The 16,186-nt window shown below is 48.3% G+C and carries 13 protein-coding genes; 5 read left to right on the top strand and 8 right to left on the bottom strand.

From position 1 onward, the window contains the following. Positions 1-6 precede the first annotated feature (6 nt). From R4537_RS08060 to R4537_RS08045, 4 genes are all read left to right on the top strand, one after another. Positions 7-960, top strand: a complete 954-nt coding sequence (locus R4537_RS08060) for a cobalamin biosynthesis family protein (RefSeq protein WP_019828681.1) — start codon at positions 7-9, stop codon at positions 958-960. Beyond that, on the top strand, positions 961-1,791 hold the full coding sequence (gene btuF / locus R4537_RS08055; protein ID WP_001897607.1) for a vitamin B12 ABC transporter substrate-binding protein BtuF: 831 nt from the start codon (positions 961-963) through the stop codon (positions 1,789-1,791). Positions 1,792-1,873: 82 nt separating this feature from the next. After that, positions 1,874-2,494 (top strand): TRIC cation channel family protein, encoded by a 621-nt coding sequence (locus R4537_RS08050; RefSeq protein ID WP_000381501.1) that lies wholly within the window; start codon positions 1,874-1,876, stop codon positions 2,492-2,494. Between the two features lie 151 nt (positions 2,495-2,645). Beyond that, positions 2,646-3,506 (top strand): LysR family transcriptional regulator, encoded by an 861-nt coding sequence (locus tag R4537_RS08045; protein ID WP_071179218.1) that lies wholly within the window; start codon positions 2,646-2,648, stop codon positions 3,504-3,506. Here R4537_RS08045 and R4537_RS08040 read toward each other — a convergent pair. The 3 genes from R4537_RS08040 to R4537_RS08030 all read right to left on the bottom strand — a co-directional run bounded on the left by R4537_RS08040 (position 3,436) and on the right by R4537_RS08030 (position 6,184). Further along, positions 3,436-4,221: a TSUP family transporter gene (locus R4537_RS08040; protein WP_000423593.1), complete on the bottom strand. Its 786-nt coding sequence runs from the start codon at positions 4,219-4,221 to the stop codon at positions 3,436-3,438. The genes R4537_RS08045 and R4537_RS08040 overlap by 71 nt on opposite strands. 273 nt (positions 4,222-4,494) lie before the next feature. Then, positions 4,495-4,884: a hypothetical protein gene (locus R4537_RS08035; protein ID WP_071179219.1), complete on the bottom strand. Its 390-nt coding sequence runs from the start codon at positions 4,882-4,884 to the stop codon at positions 4,495-4,497. Beyond that, positions 4,877-6,184 carry an SNIPE associated domain-containing protein gene (locus R4537_RS08030; protein ID WP_071179220.1) on the bottom strand — a complete coding sequence of 436 codons (1,308 nt, stop codon included), beginning with the start codon at positions 6,182-6,184 and terminating at the stop codon, positions 4,877-4,879. Before R4537_RS08030 ends, R4537_RS08035 begins: the two co-directional genes overlap by 8 nt. A gap of 150 nt (positions 6,185-6,334) precedes the next feature. Here R4537_RS08030 and R4537_RS08025 point away from each other — a divergent pair, with 150 nt between their 5' ends. Further along, complete coding sequence (locus R4537_RS08025; RefSeq protein ID WP_071179221.1) at positions 6,335-6,817, top strand: hypothetical protein; 483 nt, start codon at positions 6,335-6,337, stop codon at positions 6,815-6,817. An 89-nt stretch (positions 6,818-6,906) separates the two neighbouring features. On the opposite strand, the gene carB is transcribed toward R4537_RS08025, so the two are convergent. The 5 genes from carB to secA all read right to left on the bottom strand — a co-directional run bounded on the left by carB (position 6,907) and on the right by secA (position 15,959). After that, on the bottom strand, positions 6,907-10,137 hold the full coding sequence (gene carB, locus R4537_RS08020; RefSeq protein ID WP_071179222.1) for a carbamoyl-phosphate synthase large subunit: 3,231 nt from the start codon (positions 10,135-10,137) through the stop codon (positions 6,907-6,909). A gap of 16 nt (positions 10,138-10,153) precedes the next feature. Continuing rightward, on the bottom strand, positions 10,154-11,293 hold the full coding sequence (carA, locus tag R4537_RS08015) for a glutamine-hydrolyzing carbamoyl-phosphate synthase small subunit (protein WP_080483517.1): 1,140 nt from the start codon (positions 11,291-11,293) through the stop codon (positions 10,154-10,156). Positions 11,294-11,775: 482 nt separating this feature from the next. Next, positions 11,776-12,585: a 4-hydroxy-tetrahydrodipicolinate reductase gene (gene dapB, locus R4537_RS08010; protein ID WP_071179223.1), complete on the bottom strand. Its 810-nt coding sequence runs from the start codon at positions 12,583-12,585 to the stop codon at positions 11,776-11,778. Between the two features lie 114 nt (positions 12,586-12,699). Then, positions 12,700-13,098, bottom strand: a complete 399-nt coding sequence (gene mutT, locus R4537_RS08005; RefSeq protein ID WP_000821181.1) for an 8-oxo-dGTP diphosphatase MutT — start codon at positions 13,096-13,098, stop codon at positions 12,700-12,702. Between the two features lie 149 nt (positions 13,099-13,247). Then, positions 13,248-15,959, bottom strand: a complete 2,712-nt coding sequence (secA, locus tag R4537_RS08000) for a preprotein translocase subunit SecA (RefSeq protein ID WP_071179224.1) — start codon at positions 15,957-15,959, stop codon at positions 13,248-13,250. Between the last annotated feature and the right edge of the window lie 227 nt (positions 15,960-16,186).

The raw sequence follows: 16,186 nt of genomic DNA, 5'->3' as shown, positions 1-16,186 counted from the left end.
TCATTAATGGAAACTGGGTTTTCCCACTTTTATGCCAATGGTGCGCTCCTCGTGATGTGGGGCGCACTCTTATTTCATCTGCTGCTGCCTATTCCTCATGCTGCGCATCCAGTCACTTTGTGGCACAAGTTTGCTGAACTACTGGCAAGTAAGGTCAACACACCAGCCAGTTATGCGCAAAATCTCCTGTCTGGCGCCCTCGCGTGGGGGTTGATGATTTTCCCGACGATGGCACTTCTTTGGGCACTCAAACCCTTAGTCTGGCAACCACAACTGTTTGATTTAGCGCTGCTGCTTCTGTCATTAGATTGGCGACGCCAAGAGACTTTAGCCAATCAACTGGCACAAGCTCTCGCGAAAGAGGACAAGCCACAAGCACGCGCCTTATTACAACCTTTTGTCAATCGCCAAACCACGACACTGTCCGCGCTGGGGCTTGGCAAGGCGGGGGTGGAAACCTTAGTCATGGGCTTTGGCCGTAACGTGATTGGCGTGCTGTTTTGGTATGGAGTACTGGGTGGAAGCGGCGCATTCTTGTATCGCTTAATTGCCGAGCTGGCTCGTGCTTGGTCACCGTCGCGCGCCACCTTCCAACCGTTTGGTTTTACTGCGGTGCGTATTCTCGCCCTGCTTGATTGGCTGCCACTGCGTCTATTTAGTCTGTTGATTATTCTCGGTAAACAAGCGGGGACGGTTTTCACAGCGGTACTTGAACAAAGCCGCAGCTGGCCACTGCCGGGACCCGCTTGGCTACTGTGTGCAGTTGGCAATAAATTGCAGCTCGCCTTAGGCGGCCCTGCCATTTATGGTGAGCAAAAAAGCGTACGCGCCAAAATTGGCGGGCGCATCGCCCCAGCGGCGATTCATATTGCGCAAGTGCAAAGCCTTATTGCGTGGCGTATTTTTGTCTGGATTGCGCTAGAAAGTTTACTGTTACTACTGATTTATCGCGGAGTATAAATGCTTGTTATCCGGCTTATCGCCTGCACGTTTCTGTTCATCACCCCAAGCTTATTGGCCAAGCCTTTTCCCGCCGAGCGCATCATCAGCCTTGCTCCTCACGCGACAGAAATTGCTTATGCCGCCGGTTTGGGTGATAAGTTGGTTGCGGTTAGCGAGTACAGCGACTATCCGCCACAAGCGCTCGAACTGGAGCGCGTCGCCAATCACCAAACCATTAATATCGAGAAAATCCTGACGCTCAAACCCGATTTGATCATCGCTTGGCCTGCGGGCAATCCACCACGTGAATTGGCCAAACTGCGCCAACTCGGTTTTACGATTTACGATTCACAAACCAAAACACTGGATGAAATTGCCGATAATATCGAAGCATTGAGTCACTATTCGGCCAACCCTGACGTTGGGCAAAAAGCGGCACACAACTTTCGGCAACGTTTACAGGATTTACGCACGCAATACGCGAGCAATCAGCCGATCCGTTATTTCTATCAACTCAGTGAAAAACCCATCATTACCTTGGCTCAAGGTCACTGGCCGAGTGAAGTATTTAGCCTCTGTGGCGGCGTCAATATTTTTGCCGACAGTGAGGTGCCCTATCCGCAAGTGAGCATAGAGCAAGTCTTGGTTAAACAGCCGCAAGTGATTTTTACCTCAGAGCATGCGATCGCCAATGGCCATATGTGGCGAGCTTGGCAGGCAGAGCTCAGCGCCGTGCAAAACAATCAGGTTTGGGCACTCAATGCCGATTGGTTAAACCGCCCGACCCCAAGAACCCTAGATGCGGTAGAGCAAGTGTGCACATACCTCAAAATTGCACAAAAGCAGTAACTTTAGCGGATTAAATCTCGTAAAATCCGCCCCAATTTGCCTGCTCGATATTTTTCATCGTTGTGTAGATAGTGAGACCGCTTTGGATACTTCTCTGCTTTATCTGATTGATATGTTTGGTACTGCCGTTTTTGCGGTTTCTGGAGTGCTCTTAGCGGGGCGTTTGAAAATGGATCCGTTTGGCGTCATGGTCCTCGCCAGCGTGACCGCGATTGGTGGCGGCACCATCCGCGATATGGCGCTCGGAGCCACTCCGGTATTTTGGATCAAAGACACCAACTACCTGTGGGTGATTATGATCACCTGCGCCCTGACCATGCTACTGGTGCGTCGCCCGAAAAGACTCGCGTGGTGGATTTTGCCCGTGTGCGATGCGATTGGCCTTGCGGTTTTCGTCGGGATCGGGGTTGAAAAAGCGCTGATCTATCAAGATTCCGCCTTAATCGCGATCATTATGGGCGTGATAACGGGCTGCGGCGGTGGAATTATCCGCGATGTCCTCGCCCGAGAAATTCCTATGGTGCTGCGCAGTGAAGTGTACGCGACCGCCTGTATTATCGGTGGCATTTTCCACACTACCGCACTGGCGATGGGCTACAGCAGCTCGACCGCTCTGCTCTCTGGCGTTTTTTCCACGCTCTTAATTCGTCTCGGAGCGATCCGCTGGCACCTTTCTCTGCCAACCTTTGCCCTGACCAAATAACAGGCTCGGCACCTAACGCCCCATGCGAGGTGCCGCTATCCCGAAAATCTCCCTCGTATTTAAAGCTCAGTTCACTTTGTGAGCTTAATGCACGACCTCGCTTGAGATTCCACATACAATCCACGCATCTATTCCCATTTGTCATCAACACATGTTACTCGAAGGCATTGAAACCTTACTGGTGCTCAGCAAAGAAAAAACCATGAGCCGTACCGGTAGCCAGCTCTATATCAGCCAGTCAGCAGTCAGTAAACGCATTGCGAACTTAGAGAAAAAACTCGGCAAGAAACTGATTGTTCCAGCGGGGCGACATATCAAATTGACCGCGGATGCCGAGCAATTAATTGCCAGCATCGGCCCCACCTTTAATGAGTTGCATGGCTTGATTTTCGAGCAGCAGACACTGGAAGATAACACGCTGCTGCGTATGGATTGCTCGGAGACGTTAGTCGCGGGTTATCTTGGCCAGACGGTGGGGCAACATCGCAAGCAGGATCCGCATTGGGTGATCACTACCAACCACACACCGCGAATTGTCGAAAATGTGCAATCTGGCAAAGCCACCTTAGGCTTTTGTGCCGGCTATCTGCCCGCCAATCACGGTTTGCTGACCTTTCATCTAGGTGATGAGCCATTTACCGTGATTAGCCAAGCGCCGCTGCACGCACTGCCAAGCGAGCTTATCACCAATGATTTGGCCAATCCCGCCAATACCTACCAAGCGGCCATGCTGCACAAACAAGGCATTCGACCCGCGATGGAGATGGACTCTTACACCGCGGCGGCGCAGCTCGCACTCGGCGGCATGTTACCCGCCCTAGTACCACGCTCGATTGTCAGTACCCTAAAAATTGAGCCCCAACACTGCTTTGATTTTGCTGAATTAGCAGACCTTACTCGGCCTATTCATATTTGTCTGCGGGCCAGCCGGTATCGCAGCTCTAGAGTCCAAGCATTGATAACAGCGCTGCATGATGCTGTTCCCAAAGCAGTTTTAGCGCCATCAGCATAGACATGGTGATCACCAACGGTCGGATCCAACGCTGCCCTTTGCTGATCACCACTTTTGCGCCCATACGAGCGCCGATAAATCCGCCTACCGCCATGGTTAAGCCAATTTCCCAAATCGGCAAACCAGCGATTAAGAAGAAGGTCAACGCGGCAATGTTGGACGTAAAATTGAGTACCTTGGTGCGAGCGGTGGCTTCCACCAAACTAAAATGCCCCAAAGCCACAAAGCAGACGGTAAAAATTGAGCCAGTACCGGGGCCAAAAAAACCATCATAAAAACCGATACCAAAACCCACCGTGAAAGCAAACGCGGTTTCGGATAAAGGCGCAGGCCCTGTGTGCGTTTTGGTGGTCGGTGCCAATAAGAAATAGAGCGAAATTCCGAGCAGTAACAGGGGGATAAGGCTGGTTAGCAAAGTGGCATCAATATATTGCACTGCTTCTGCGCCAAGCGCCGCGCCAACAAAGGTACAAGCAATCGCCAATCGCATCGCTTTTAGGCTCACAACGCCCTTGCGCACAAAATAGAGTGTGGCCGAAAAGCTACCAAAGGAGCTTTGCAGTTTGTTGGTCGCCAAAGCTTGAGTCGGCGGCACCCCTGCGGCCAGCAAGGCTGGTAAAGTCAGCAAACCGCCACCGCCCGCCATGGCATCAATAAATCCCGCAACGCCCGCCACTAAAAACAGCAGCCCCAATACTTCCAGTGAAAGTTCCATTTCTAATCAACATCTTGAATGACAAAGCCCAACAGTATCACTGCTCAAAACATCAAAACAGCGAAACGCAAGACGACAATCTATTCCATTTATTCATCGATGCCATATACGCCTCTGTTACATGCATCTTCCTCCTTCTAGGGGGAGGGGAATAAGCATTTACTCTAGTTGATAATGGGGCAAAACGTTTCAGTCAGAGCAGAGTTGAACGAAGTTGGACAGCTTCATATTACGCTATCCACGAGAACCAATCTGGACAAAACCCGTGATTATTTACGGTTTAATTCCTGTTAAAATTTGTTTGAACATCAATGCAGAAGACAAGTGTGCCGCAGGACTTTCTGAGAACGCCTCACCATATTCCCTTATATCACTTCGAAACTCTTCTTCTTCTTTTTCGAGTCTTCTAATGATCCTGTCTACAGAGTTTAAGATGCTTTCAACAAACATTGATGTGCATTTCTCAGCACTAACACTACAAATATCAGCATCAAGATCGTGATAATCCAAAACTGTAGCTGATAGCTCAATAGAAAACTCACCATCACTATACTCACACGTTACTCGCGAAAATTCTACGCTAGGAAAACAACGTTCAGTAGCCCGAGTAACAACCGAGGATACTCGTTGAATACGCTTGAGGTCACTTATTATGCTAGCCATTAGCCACTTCCTTTCCCTCTAAAAACTTAGATTCTTCATACTGCGTAGCAGCAACATCCCGAACCAAGTTAAAGTCACCTTCAACAAACTCATTTAATGCATCTTTAACTTCTTCAAACGTCAGGTTAAAAAATTCTCTTCGGTGATTCACTTTATTTACTCTTCGAGAAGCAAACCTAGAGTGAAGTTTGTTTTCTAAGGCAGGAGCGTCATCAGATGGAATTAAAGCATGGACATCAAAAAAGAATGGGACAGACGCATCTCCTAGCTCTTTTACACGATCCATTGGCTCTAAACGCCTTGTCATTCCAATCTTATAAACATTTTCGCCAAATGATCCCTTATTAGAAATAACGTAAACATACCCAGACCTTGTAAGCTGAGCCATACTTAACGCTCTCTCTTTCTCAGAAGTTGCTCGTTCTAATTTCAGTTTCAAATCTGCAATGTGAGAATTAAGCTTTTCTACTTCTTCTTGGTTAGCAGTTTGCACTTTCGCTAGAGTATCACTCAGATCTTTTTGGTAAGCTTTCTCTTCCTTTTCGCGAGCTGTGACAAAGCTTTCTATCTCTTTTTTAACTTTAGCTTCCTCACGTAGAGACTCTTTCATGAATTGTTGCTCTTCCAATTCCATTTCCTTTTTATACTTATGCTCAAAAGCATAGCGCTGCTCTTCTAAACGCAAAAATAGTAGAGTTCGATTTAATTCTACATAGCTATCATCACCACTCTTATTTACCTTTTGGAACCACCTGTCTATTTTTTTGGAATTAGCCGCAAAGTTACGCGCGTTAGTATTAGCAATAATATTATCTACCTCTGCATTGAAGGCTGTTATCAAAAATTTACCGTGTCTCTTTTGTCTTTCTTTTCCTTGAGCAAGATTGTCATTCCAATAGATATCCTGAAGAATCTCAAATGCTTTTCCTTGCTTTATCAGTTCCTTCTGTTTATTTTTCACTTGCTCCAGAGAAGTCTTAATTTCATCACTAGTAGGCCCATTGAGAATATACTCAAATGGCGTCACTGTAGAAAGAAGGTCTTGATTATCTTGGACTAATTCCAAATCACTTAGCTCATTTCGAAGTTTCTCAATACTACTTAAAAGCACCTTTTCTCGTTTTTCACGCAATTTAATCTTTTTTTCAACATCCGCTAGTGCTTTATCTCCATATGTCTTTGCTTTATTTACGATTACTTGGAATTCTGCTTCTGCATTGCTTATAATTCGTTCTCGTTCAGTTTTCGCTTCCGAAACAATCAGGTCTTTTTGCCTATGTTCTAGCTTACAATCGGGCAAAAGTAGTATTCCCCTCTCTCTATCCCCACCATTCTTCTCGAAGAAAATTCCACCACTCTTTTCATTTGTCGCACAAATATCTTTGGCTAACCAATAAAACCCAACTATGATGCATGGCGATTTTCACCACATAACGACAGAGAAATATTCATGAGTAAAAAGAGCATCGCGGCTTTGCTAGGTATTGGCCTTGTCTCCATCGGCTTGCTTTATCAATTTTGGGGACGGGAGTTTATCGCTCAAGATCGCTGTTTAGATGCGGGAGGTGCCTACCAGAAAGCAACGCAAAGTTGTGATCACAGCATGGATGATATTGCCTACGATGCCTTCGATGGTGTGATCTACCATGGCGTAGTGGATGGTAAATCCGTCAGCTTGGAGATCATTGGTCACGGTGATGGCTATCGGATGTCTGTTGATGGGCTAGTGACGCTTGGGGAACTCAATACCGAGCGCGGCTTTGAGCAAGATGAGAATGCATCACTGTTTATCCTGAATTGGCGTCAGCCAGAAATTGAGCAGATCAAATGGGTCAAACTCTCAAGTGATCATCAACGTCTGGTTTTGGTTGATAAGGATGGCAAGCTCGACACTGCCGCGATATTGGCAGCCACAGACGCTACATCAAACTAAACCGCAAAATCCGTGCAGAAAAAAGCCCGCTGACGAGCGGGCAAAGAGGTTGTCAGAGAGGCCTTGAGCCTCTCTTGTTGTAATACCAATTAAGCTTGGTTCGCTTTTACACGCGCATGCAGCTCTTGTACTGAAGTGACGGATGCTTTGGCATCTGCCGTTTGTGACATACAAGTTGCGAAGGCAGCGTTCAGTGTGGTGGTGTAGTTCACTTTGTGAGCCAATGCACCACGGCGCAGTACTTTTGAGTCTTCAATTGCTTGGCGGCCAGAAGCCGTGTTCACAATGTAGGTGTATTCACGGTTTTTGATGCGATCCAGAATGTGTGGACGACCTTCATGCACTTTGTTAACCAGACGTGGGTTGATGCCCGCTTCGCCCAGAATCACCGCAGTACCGTGAGTCGCATCCAACTGGTAACCGAGTTTCACTAGCTTAGAAGCCAAATCCACCACACGCTGTTTGTCACCTTCACGCACCGAAAGTAGCGCACGACCACCTTCAGGGTAAACCGAGCCACAACCCAACTCTGCTTTAGCGTAGGCTTCAGCAAACGTGGCACCCACACCCATCACTTCACCGGTTGAGCGCATTTCAGGGCCAAGCAGTGGGTCAACACCCGGGAACTTGTTGAACGGCAGAACCACTTCTTTAACTGAGTAGTAAGGTGGGATGATCTCTTTGGTGAAGCCTTGTTGCTCCAGAGTTTGTCCAACCATCACGCGCGCCGCGATTTTCGCCAGCGGTGCACCGGTTGCTTTAGAAACAAACGGTACAGTACGCGCAGCACGTGGGTTTACTTCAATCAGGTAAACTTCGTTGTCTTTGACCGCGAACTGAATGTTCATCAAACCGCGAACACCGAGTTCAAATGCCAATTTCTCAACTTGCTCACGCATCTTATCTTGGATTTCTTGGCTCAAGGTGTAAGCCGGCAGAGAACAGGCTGAGTCACCAGAGTGAACACCCGCTTGTTCGATGTGCTCCATGATGCCGCCAATCACCACGCGTTCACCGTCACAAATCGCATCCACGTCCACTTCGGTTGCATCATCGAGGAAGCGATCCAGCAGAACTGGTGATTCATTCGACACGCTCACCGCTTCGTTGAAGTAACGACGCAGATCTTGCTCATCGTACACAATCTCCATCGCACGGCCACCCAGAACATAAGAGGGGCGAACCACGAGTGGGAAACCGATTTCACGCGACTTCTCAATCGCTTGCTCGATAGCGGTTACGGTTGCGTTGTCTGGCTGTTTGAGGCCTAAACGCTGTACCGCTTGTTGGAAACGTTCACGGTCTTCCGCACGGTCAATCGCATCCGGGCTGGTACCAATTACCGGTACGCCCGCCGCTTCCAGCGCGCGAGCCAGTTTCAGTGGTGTTTGACCGCCGTACTGTACGATCACACCTTTTGGCTTCTCAACACGCACGATAGCGAGCACGTCTTCTAGAGTTACAGGCTCAAAGTAGAGGCGATCTGAGGTGTCGTAGTCAGTTGATACGGTTTCTGGGTTACAGTTAACCATGATGGTTTCGTAACCATCTTCACGCAGGGCAAGCGCGGCGTGTACACAGCAGTAGTCAAACTCGATACCTTGACCGATACGGTTTGGACCACCGCCCAGCACCATGATCTTGTCTTTGTCAGTCGGATTGGCTTCACACTCTTCATCATACGTGGAGTACATGTAAGCCGTGTCTGACTTAAATTCTGCCGCGCAGGTATCCACACGCTTGTAAACTGGGTGGATGTTGTATTGGTCACGCAGACGACGGATTTCGTTTTCGCTCACACCGAGCAGTTTTGACAAACGCGCATCAGAGAAACCTTTACGCTTCATCTTACGCAGTACATCTTGGTTCAAGCCCGCAAAGCCACCGGCTTTTACTTCGGCTTCAAGCTTCACCAGTTCTTCGATTTGCACTAGGAACCAGCGATCAATGTTGGTCAGGTTAAATACCCCATCCACTGACATACCGGCACGGAAGGCATCCGCGATGTACCAAATACGCTCTGCGCCTGCTTCTTTCAGCTCATAACGAATTTTGGTCAGGGCATCTGGCGCGTCCAGATCCACTTTCTCATCCAGACCAGCCGCACCGACTTCCAAACCGCGCAGTGCTTTTTGCAGTGATTCTTGTTGGTTACGGCCAATCGCCATCACTTCACCCACTGACTTCATTTGTGTGGTCAGGCGGTCATTGGCGCCGGCGAATTTTTCGAAGTTGAAACGAGGGATCTTAGTCACTACGTAGTCGATGGTCGGTTCGAACGAAGCTGGCGTTGCGCCGCCTGTAATGTCGTTCATCAACTCATCGAGTGTGAAACCCACCGCCAGTTTGGCCGCCACTTTCGCAATTGGGAAACCGGTGGCTTTGGAAGCCAACGCCGAAGAGCGTGATACACGTGGGTTCATCTCGATGATCACCATGCGACCATCTTTCGGGTTGATACCAAACTGAACGTTTGAACCGCCGGTTTCTACGCCGATTTCACGCAGTACCGCCAAAGAGGCGTTACGCATGATTTGGTATTCTTTGTCCGTCAGGGTTTGCGCTGGAGCGACAGTGATCGAGTCACCCGTGTGGATGCCCATTGGGTCGAAGTTTTCAATCGCACAGACGATGATGCAGTTATCGTTCTTATCACGCACCACTTCCATCTCGTACTCTTTCCAACCAATCAGTGATTCGTCGATCAGCAGTTCATTGGTCGGTGAAAGATCCAGACCGCGAGTACAGATTTCTTCAAACTCTTCACGGTTGTAAGCGATACCACCACCGCTGCCGCCCATGGTGAAAGAAGGACGGATGATACATGGGAAGCCGACCATATCGAGGACTTTGTACGCTTCTTCCATGCTTTTTGCGGTATCAGCGCGAGGACACTCTAGGCCGATCGATTTCATCGCTTTATCAAAGCGTGAGCGGTCTTCCGCTTTATCAATCGCATCGGCGGTTGCACCAATCATCTCAACGCCAAACTCAGCCAATACGCCATGTTTTTCCAGTGCCAGCGCACAGTTCAGCGCAGTCTGGCCGCCCATGGTGGGCAAAATCGCATCAGGGCGCTCTTTTTCGATGATCTTACGCACCACTTCCCAGTGGATGGGCTCGATGTAAGTCGCATCAGCCATTTCTGGGTCAGTCATGATGGTCGCTGGGTTTGAGTTAACCAGAATAACGCGGTAACCCTCTTCGCGCAGGGCTTTACACGCTTGCGCGCCTGAGTAGTCAAACTCACAAGCCTGACCGATAACAATTGGACCCGCACCAAGGATAAGGATGCTTTGAATGTCAGTACGTTTTGGCATTATCTACTACTCCAAATTAAGCGCGGAATTGTTTAATCAGTTCAATAAAGTGGTCAAACAGCGGTGCTGCATCGTGTGGACCTGGGCTTGCTTCTGGATGACCTTGGAAGCTAAACGCTGGCTTGTCCGTACGATGAATCCCTTGTAGTGAACCATCAAACAGCGATTTGTGGGTTGCACGCAGGTTGTCAGGCAGAGTCGCTTCATCGGCTGCAAAACCGTGGTTTTGCGAGGTGATCATCACCACACCGCGATCCAAATCTTTCACTGGGTGGTTTGCACCATGGTGACCGAACTTCATTTTTACTGTTTTCGCGCCGGAGGCGAGTGCCAGAATTTGGTGACCTAGACAGATCCCAAAAACAGGAATGTTTTTCTCAAGGAAAACGCGTGTGGCTTCAATAGCATAAGTACATGGCTCTGGGTCGCCTGGGCCATTGGATAGAAACACACCGTCTGGATTAAGGGCGAGCACTTCTTCTGCAGAGGTTTGCGCTGGCACCACAGTTAAGCGGCAGCCACGATCCACCAACATACGTAGGATGTTGCGCTTCGCACCAAAATCGTAAGCCACAACATGGTAAGGCAGCTCGCTGTCTGCTTTCGCTTCAGGTAGGCCGCCTTCTAGCGTCCATGAGTCTTGTTTCCACGCATACGCTTCTTTGGTGGAAACCACTTTCGCGAGATCCATGCCTTTCAGGCCAGGAAACTCTTTCGCTTTCGCCAGTGCTAATGCTTCATCCAGATTATCGCCCGCCATGATGCAGCCGTTCTGTGCGCCTTTCTCACGCAAGATACGAGTCAGTTTACGGGTATCAATGTCAGCAATACCGACAATGTTTTGTGACTTGAGATAATCAGAGAGGGATTGTTCACTGCGGAAGTTAGAAGCGATAAGAGGGAGATCGCGAATCACAAGGCCTTGAGCATGAATCGCTGTGGATTCTTCGTCTTCGGAGTTGGTTCCGGTATTGCCAATGTGAGGATAAGTAAGAGTAACGATTTGCTGGGAATAAGAAGGATCAGTGAGGATTTCTTGGTACCCCGTCATCGAGGTATTGAAAACGACTTCACCGACGGAAATACCATCTGCCCCGATGGACACTCCGCGGAACACTGTCCCATCTTCTAGGACTAACAGTGCTGATTTACTCAAGACAACCTCCAGAATAAAAATGCATAAAAAATAAATTATATTGCAAATTCGCCTGACTACCAACCGCTAAATCATGCATTAGGATGCTGTAGACAAATTGGCGATATTCTAGAGATGCGAGTTAACGCTGTCAACATAAGCCTAAAAAATTAATTTAAATTAACCAACTCCTAATGCATTTACTCATCAAACCCATCAAAAAAACACATTTATTGGGTCTTTTTCACCTAACAACACCTCATTCAATAAGAATGAACATTTTAAAAACTGAAATAGGTGACAAAAAAACAACCACACATAAAGCAATCGTTAACAGGCAAAGTTTTTAGTAAAAAATAAGACAAAAGCCACAAAAACCAATCGAGATAGTCAAAATAACAACAAAACAAACTTTCCAATCGCCAAAAATGGGTGAGAAGATTTTCAATCAAGTTTTAAGGATAAAAAAAACGCCAGCTGATCGCTGGCGCATAATTATGTATTTACAGGTCATTTAATCCGAGCACGTCGGTCATGGTGTAGAAACCGGCGGGTTGCTCCGCGAGCCAAATGGCGGCTTTGACCGCACCATTGGCAAACGTCATTCGGTCAGTGGCTTTGTGGGTGATCTCCACTCGCTCACCAATATCGGCAAACATGGCGGTATGCTCACCAATGATGTCTCCCGCACGAATCGTGGCAAAGCCAATTTCATTGCGTGAGCGCTCACCGGTGATCCCTTCTCGTGCATACACCGCCACATCACTCAGTTGATTGCCCATCGCATGGGCAATCACTTCGCCCATGCCAATCGCGGTACCCGAAGGCGCATCGACTTTATGGCGATGATGAGCTTCAATGATTTCGATATCACAGTAGTCACCCATCACTTTGGCGGCTTTTTCCAGCAGTTTAAACACCAAGTTGACACCAACGCTGTAGTTGGGCGCCATGACAATCGGGATCTTCTTTGCTGCTTGCTCAATGGTTTGGCGCTGAGCATCGGTAAAGCCCGTTGTGCCAATCACCAGTTTTTTACCATGCTGCTCACACAAGGCTAAGTTAGCTAAGGTGCTGGCAGGCGCAGTGAAATCAATAATCACATCAAACTGTTCAACGGCTTGCTCTAGGTTATCGACTAAAACAATACCTTGTTTACCGATACCACACAGCTCACCAATATCAACGCCCACTAATGAGGATTCTGGACGCTCAGAGCCCGCGCCCAATTCGGAAAGCGGATTCTGGTGTGTTGCTTTTACCAGATTGCGTCCCATACGTCCTGCGGCACCCGCAATCGCAATTCTAACCATCTTGCTGTCTCCATTCTCCACTGCCTTGAGGCAGTTCCAATTTGTAGACTTAAACTACCAACTATCTTCCACTCTGGCTAGCCTCACAACTTGGCCAAGCGAGGAAAAAACCACTTAACCAAATTGAGCAATCACTTGCTTCACCACCGGATCATTCGCTTCAGGAAAGCGGTAATTGGCCAGATCGGCAATTTTTACCCAACCGCCTTGCTGGCCTTCACGGCCATGAGGCTGACCATCAAAAGCCGTCACGAGCATAAAATCAAAACTCAGCGATTTGTCCGTATAGTCGAAATCAAAATGTTGGAAAGCTTGTTGCTCCGTCACGGTAATGCCGATCTCTTCTTCAAGCTCACGAACCATGGCTTGCTCTCGGCTTTCCCCCGCTTCCACCTTACCACCGGGGAACTCCCAAAAACCGCCTTTATGCAGATGGTCTGGACGTTTGGTGATGAAAATTTCGCTCTGATCTGAGTTGAAGATGATCCCTGCAACAATATGGATGCGTTTCAAGGGGCGACTCCTGTATTTCTGGCTGACGTGAATTTCAGTTGTATACCTTTCCTACTCAAAGCCACAGCGGTGTTGGCTGCAACTTCAAGTTGTTTGGGTATAAAAAGAGTCGCCTTAGCGACTCTTTTATTTAATAAGGTGAAACTGGCTTAGTTAATTTGCCCGTGACACTGTTTGTATTTTTTACCGCTACCGCATGGACAAGGTTCGTTACGGCCCACTTTGCGTTCATCACGCACCATAGGCTGGTTCGACTCGTCTTGCTCAGCATCATCAGCACTCGCATGTTGCGCTTGTGCATGACGCGCCGCCTCTTCAGCTTGAGCGCGGCGTTGAGCTTCCATACGCTCCACTTCTTCTTGCTGCTGGACACGGACTTTGGACAACACAGTGATCACATCCGATTTGAGTGACTCGAGCAGATCTTCAAACAGTTCAAACGACTCGCGCTTGTACTCTTGTTTCGGGTTTTTCTGTGCGTAACCACGTAAGTGAATACCTTGACGCAAGTGATCCATCGCCGCCAGATGCTCTTTCCACAGTGTATCTAGCGTTTGCAGCATCACCGATTTTTCAAAGTTACGCATCACCGCAGGGCTAACCGCTTGCTCTTTGGCTTTATAAACCTCAACCGCTTGCTCGATGATGCGCTCACGTAGCGCTTCTTCATACAGCTTGTTGTCAGCATCTAACCAAGATTGGATCGGCAGTGGCAGATCGAAATCGTTTTTCAGACGTTCTTCCAACCCTTTGATATCCCACATATCTTCTAGAGATTGTGGCGGAATGTACTCATCCATCACCGCATTCAGCACATCTTCACGGTTTTGCGCGATCATGTCACTGATGTCGTCTGCGCTCATCAGTTCATCACGCAGTTCGTAAACCACTTTACGCTGATCGTTTGCCACGTCATCGTATTCCAGCAACTGTTTACGAATGTCGAAGTTACGGCCTTCGACTTTACGCTGCGCTTTTTCGATCGAGCGAGAGAGCATTTTGGACTCAATCGCTTCGCCTTCATCCATACCGCTTTGGATCAATGCCGCCATACGATCAGAGGTGAAAATACGCAGTAGAGTATCTTCCATTGAGAGATAGAAACGCGATGAACCCGCATCACCTTGACGACCAGAACGACCACGTAGCTGGTTGTCGATACGACGAGATTCGTGACGCTCAGTACCAATGATGTGTAGGCCGCCCGCTTGCAACACTTGATCGTGCACTTGTCTCCATTCGGCTTTAATCGCATCAATTTGCTCTTGAGTTGGGTTTTCCAGCTTCTCTACTTTGGCCTGCCAGCTACCACCCAATACGATATCCGTACCACGACCCGCCATGTTAGTTGCGATGGTGACTGCGCCAGGTTTACCGGCTTCAGCAACAATTTCCGCTTCTTTTTCATGGAACTTCGCGTTCAGAACATTGTGCTTGATGCCTGCTTTTTTCAGTGCATTGGAGAGCAGTTCTGATTTCTCAATCGAAACCGTACCAACCAGCACAGGTTGACCTTTCTCAACACGTAACTTGATATCTTCAATGATCGCAGCAAACTTTTCTGCTTCGGAGCGATACACCACATCTGGCATATCGTGACGCACCATAGGCTTGTTGGTTGGAATAACGACCGTTTCCAAACCGTAAATTTGCTGGAATTCGAACGCTTCGGTATCGGCGGTACCCGTCATACCTGACAGCTTTTCATACAGACGGAAGTAGTTTTGGAAAGTGATCGAAGCCAGAGTTTGGTTTTCGTTCTGGATCTTCACCCCTTCTTTTGCTTCTACCGCTTGGTGCAAACCATCAGACCAGCGACGACCCGGCATAGTACGACCAGTGTGTTCATCAACGATCACCACTTCGCCATCTGGAGTCACGATGTAATCGACGTTCTTTTCAAACAGAACATGCGCACGCAATGCCGCGTTAACATGGTGCAGCAAGCTAATGTTAGCGGGAGAGTAAAGCGTATCACCCTCTTGCATCATGCCATTTTTCACCAAGAGCTCTTCGACAAACTCTTGACCCGTTTCGGTCAGATGCACCTGCTTAGATTTTTCATCCACGGTGAAGTGACCGTCACCGCGGTACTCTTCCGAATCTTCTTTATCTTGCTTTTGTAGCAGCGGGATCAGCTTGTTGATGCGGATGTAGAGATCCGAACTGTCTTCCGCAGGACCTGAGATAATCAGCGGGGTACGTGCTTCATCGATTAAGATCGAGTCCACTTCATCGACCACGGCAAAAAAGCGGGCACGTTGCACGCGATCTTCAGGGCGGAATGCCATGTTATCGCGCAAGTAGTCAAAACCAAATTCGTTGTTGGTACCGTACAGGATGTCGGCTTGGTAAGCCTCTTTTTTAGCAGGCTGCGGCATGTTGGGAATATTCACGCCCACGGTCATGCCTAAGAATTCGAAAAGTGCTCGGTTGGTTTCTGCGTCACGTTTGGCCAAGTAGTCGTTGACAGTAACAATGTGTACACCTTTGCCAGGTAGAGCATTCAGGTAAGCGGCCAGCGTTGCGGTTAACGTTTTACCTTCACCGGTACGCATCTCAGCGATTTGACCGCCATGCAGCACCATACCGCCAATCAGCTGTACATCAAAATGGCGCATGCCGAACACACGCTTAGAAGCTTCGCGCACGGTGGCAAAAGCTTCTGGCAAGAGTTGATCAAGGTTTTCGCCCTGTTCAATGCGTTGACGGAACTCGACAGTTTTCGCTTTTAGCTCTTCATCGGAGAGGGCTTCGAAGGCGGGTTCGTAGTTATTAATCTCTTTTACAATCTTGCGTAAACGGCGCAGTGTGCGGTCATTGCGACTGCCAATCACCTTTGTCAGTAGCTTAGTTATCATTTGTTGTGAATCTCTCTGTGCTAAATCGCTGTCTATCGACCTTGGAATGTCTTTAGTCTCTACCTATTTTCAACTAAGGATACTGAGATAAGTCATCTGTGTGAGATATTGTGATGACAGCGTTTATTTTCAAGGCACGCAGTTAATTAAGTGCCGCCTAGTTTAAGGAATTTTTGTCTCAACAACCAAGGTTCTCTATGATTTGTTGAATACGAGCTTGCGGTTTT

Origin of the sequence: Vibrio paracholerae (assembly GCF_037672085.1) — a bacterium.
GTDB lineage: Bacteria > Pseudomonadota > Gammaproteobacteria > Enterobacterales > Vibrionaceae > Vibrio > Vibrio cholerae.
Note: the sequence above shows the minus strand (reverse complement) of the source record. Positions and strands in the feature narration are given on the sequence as shown.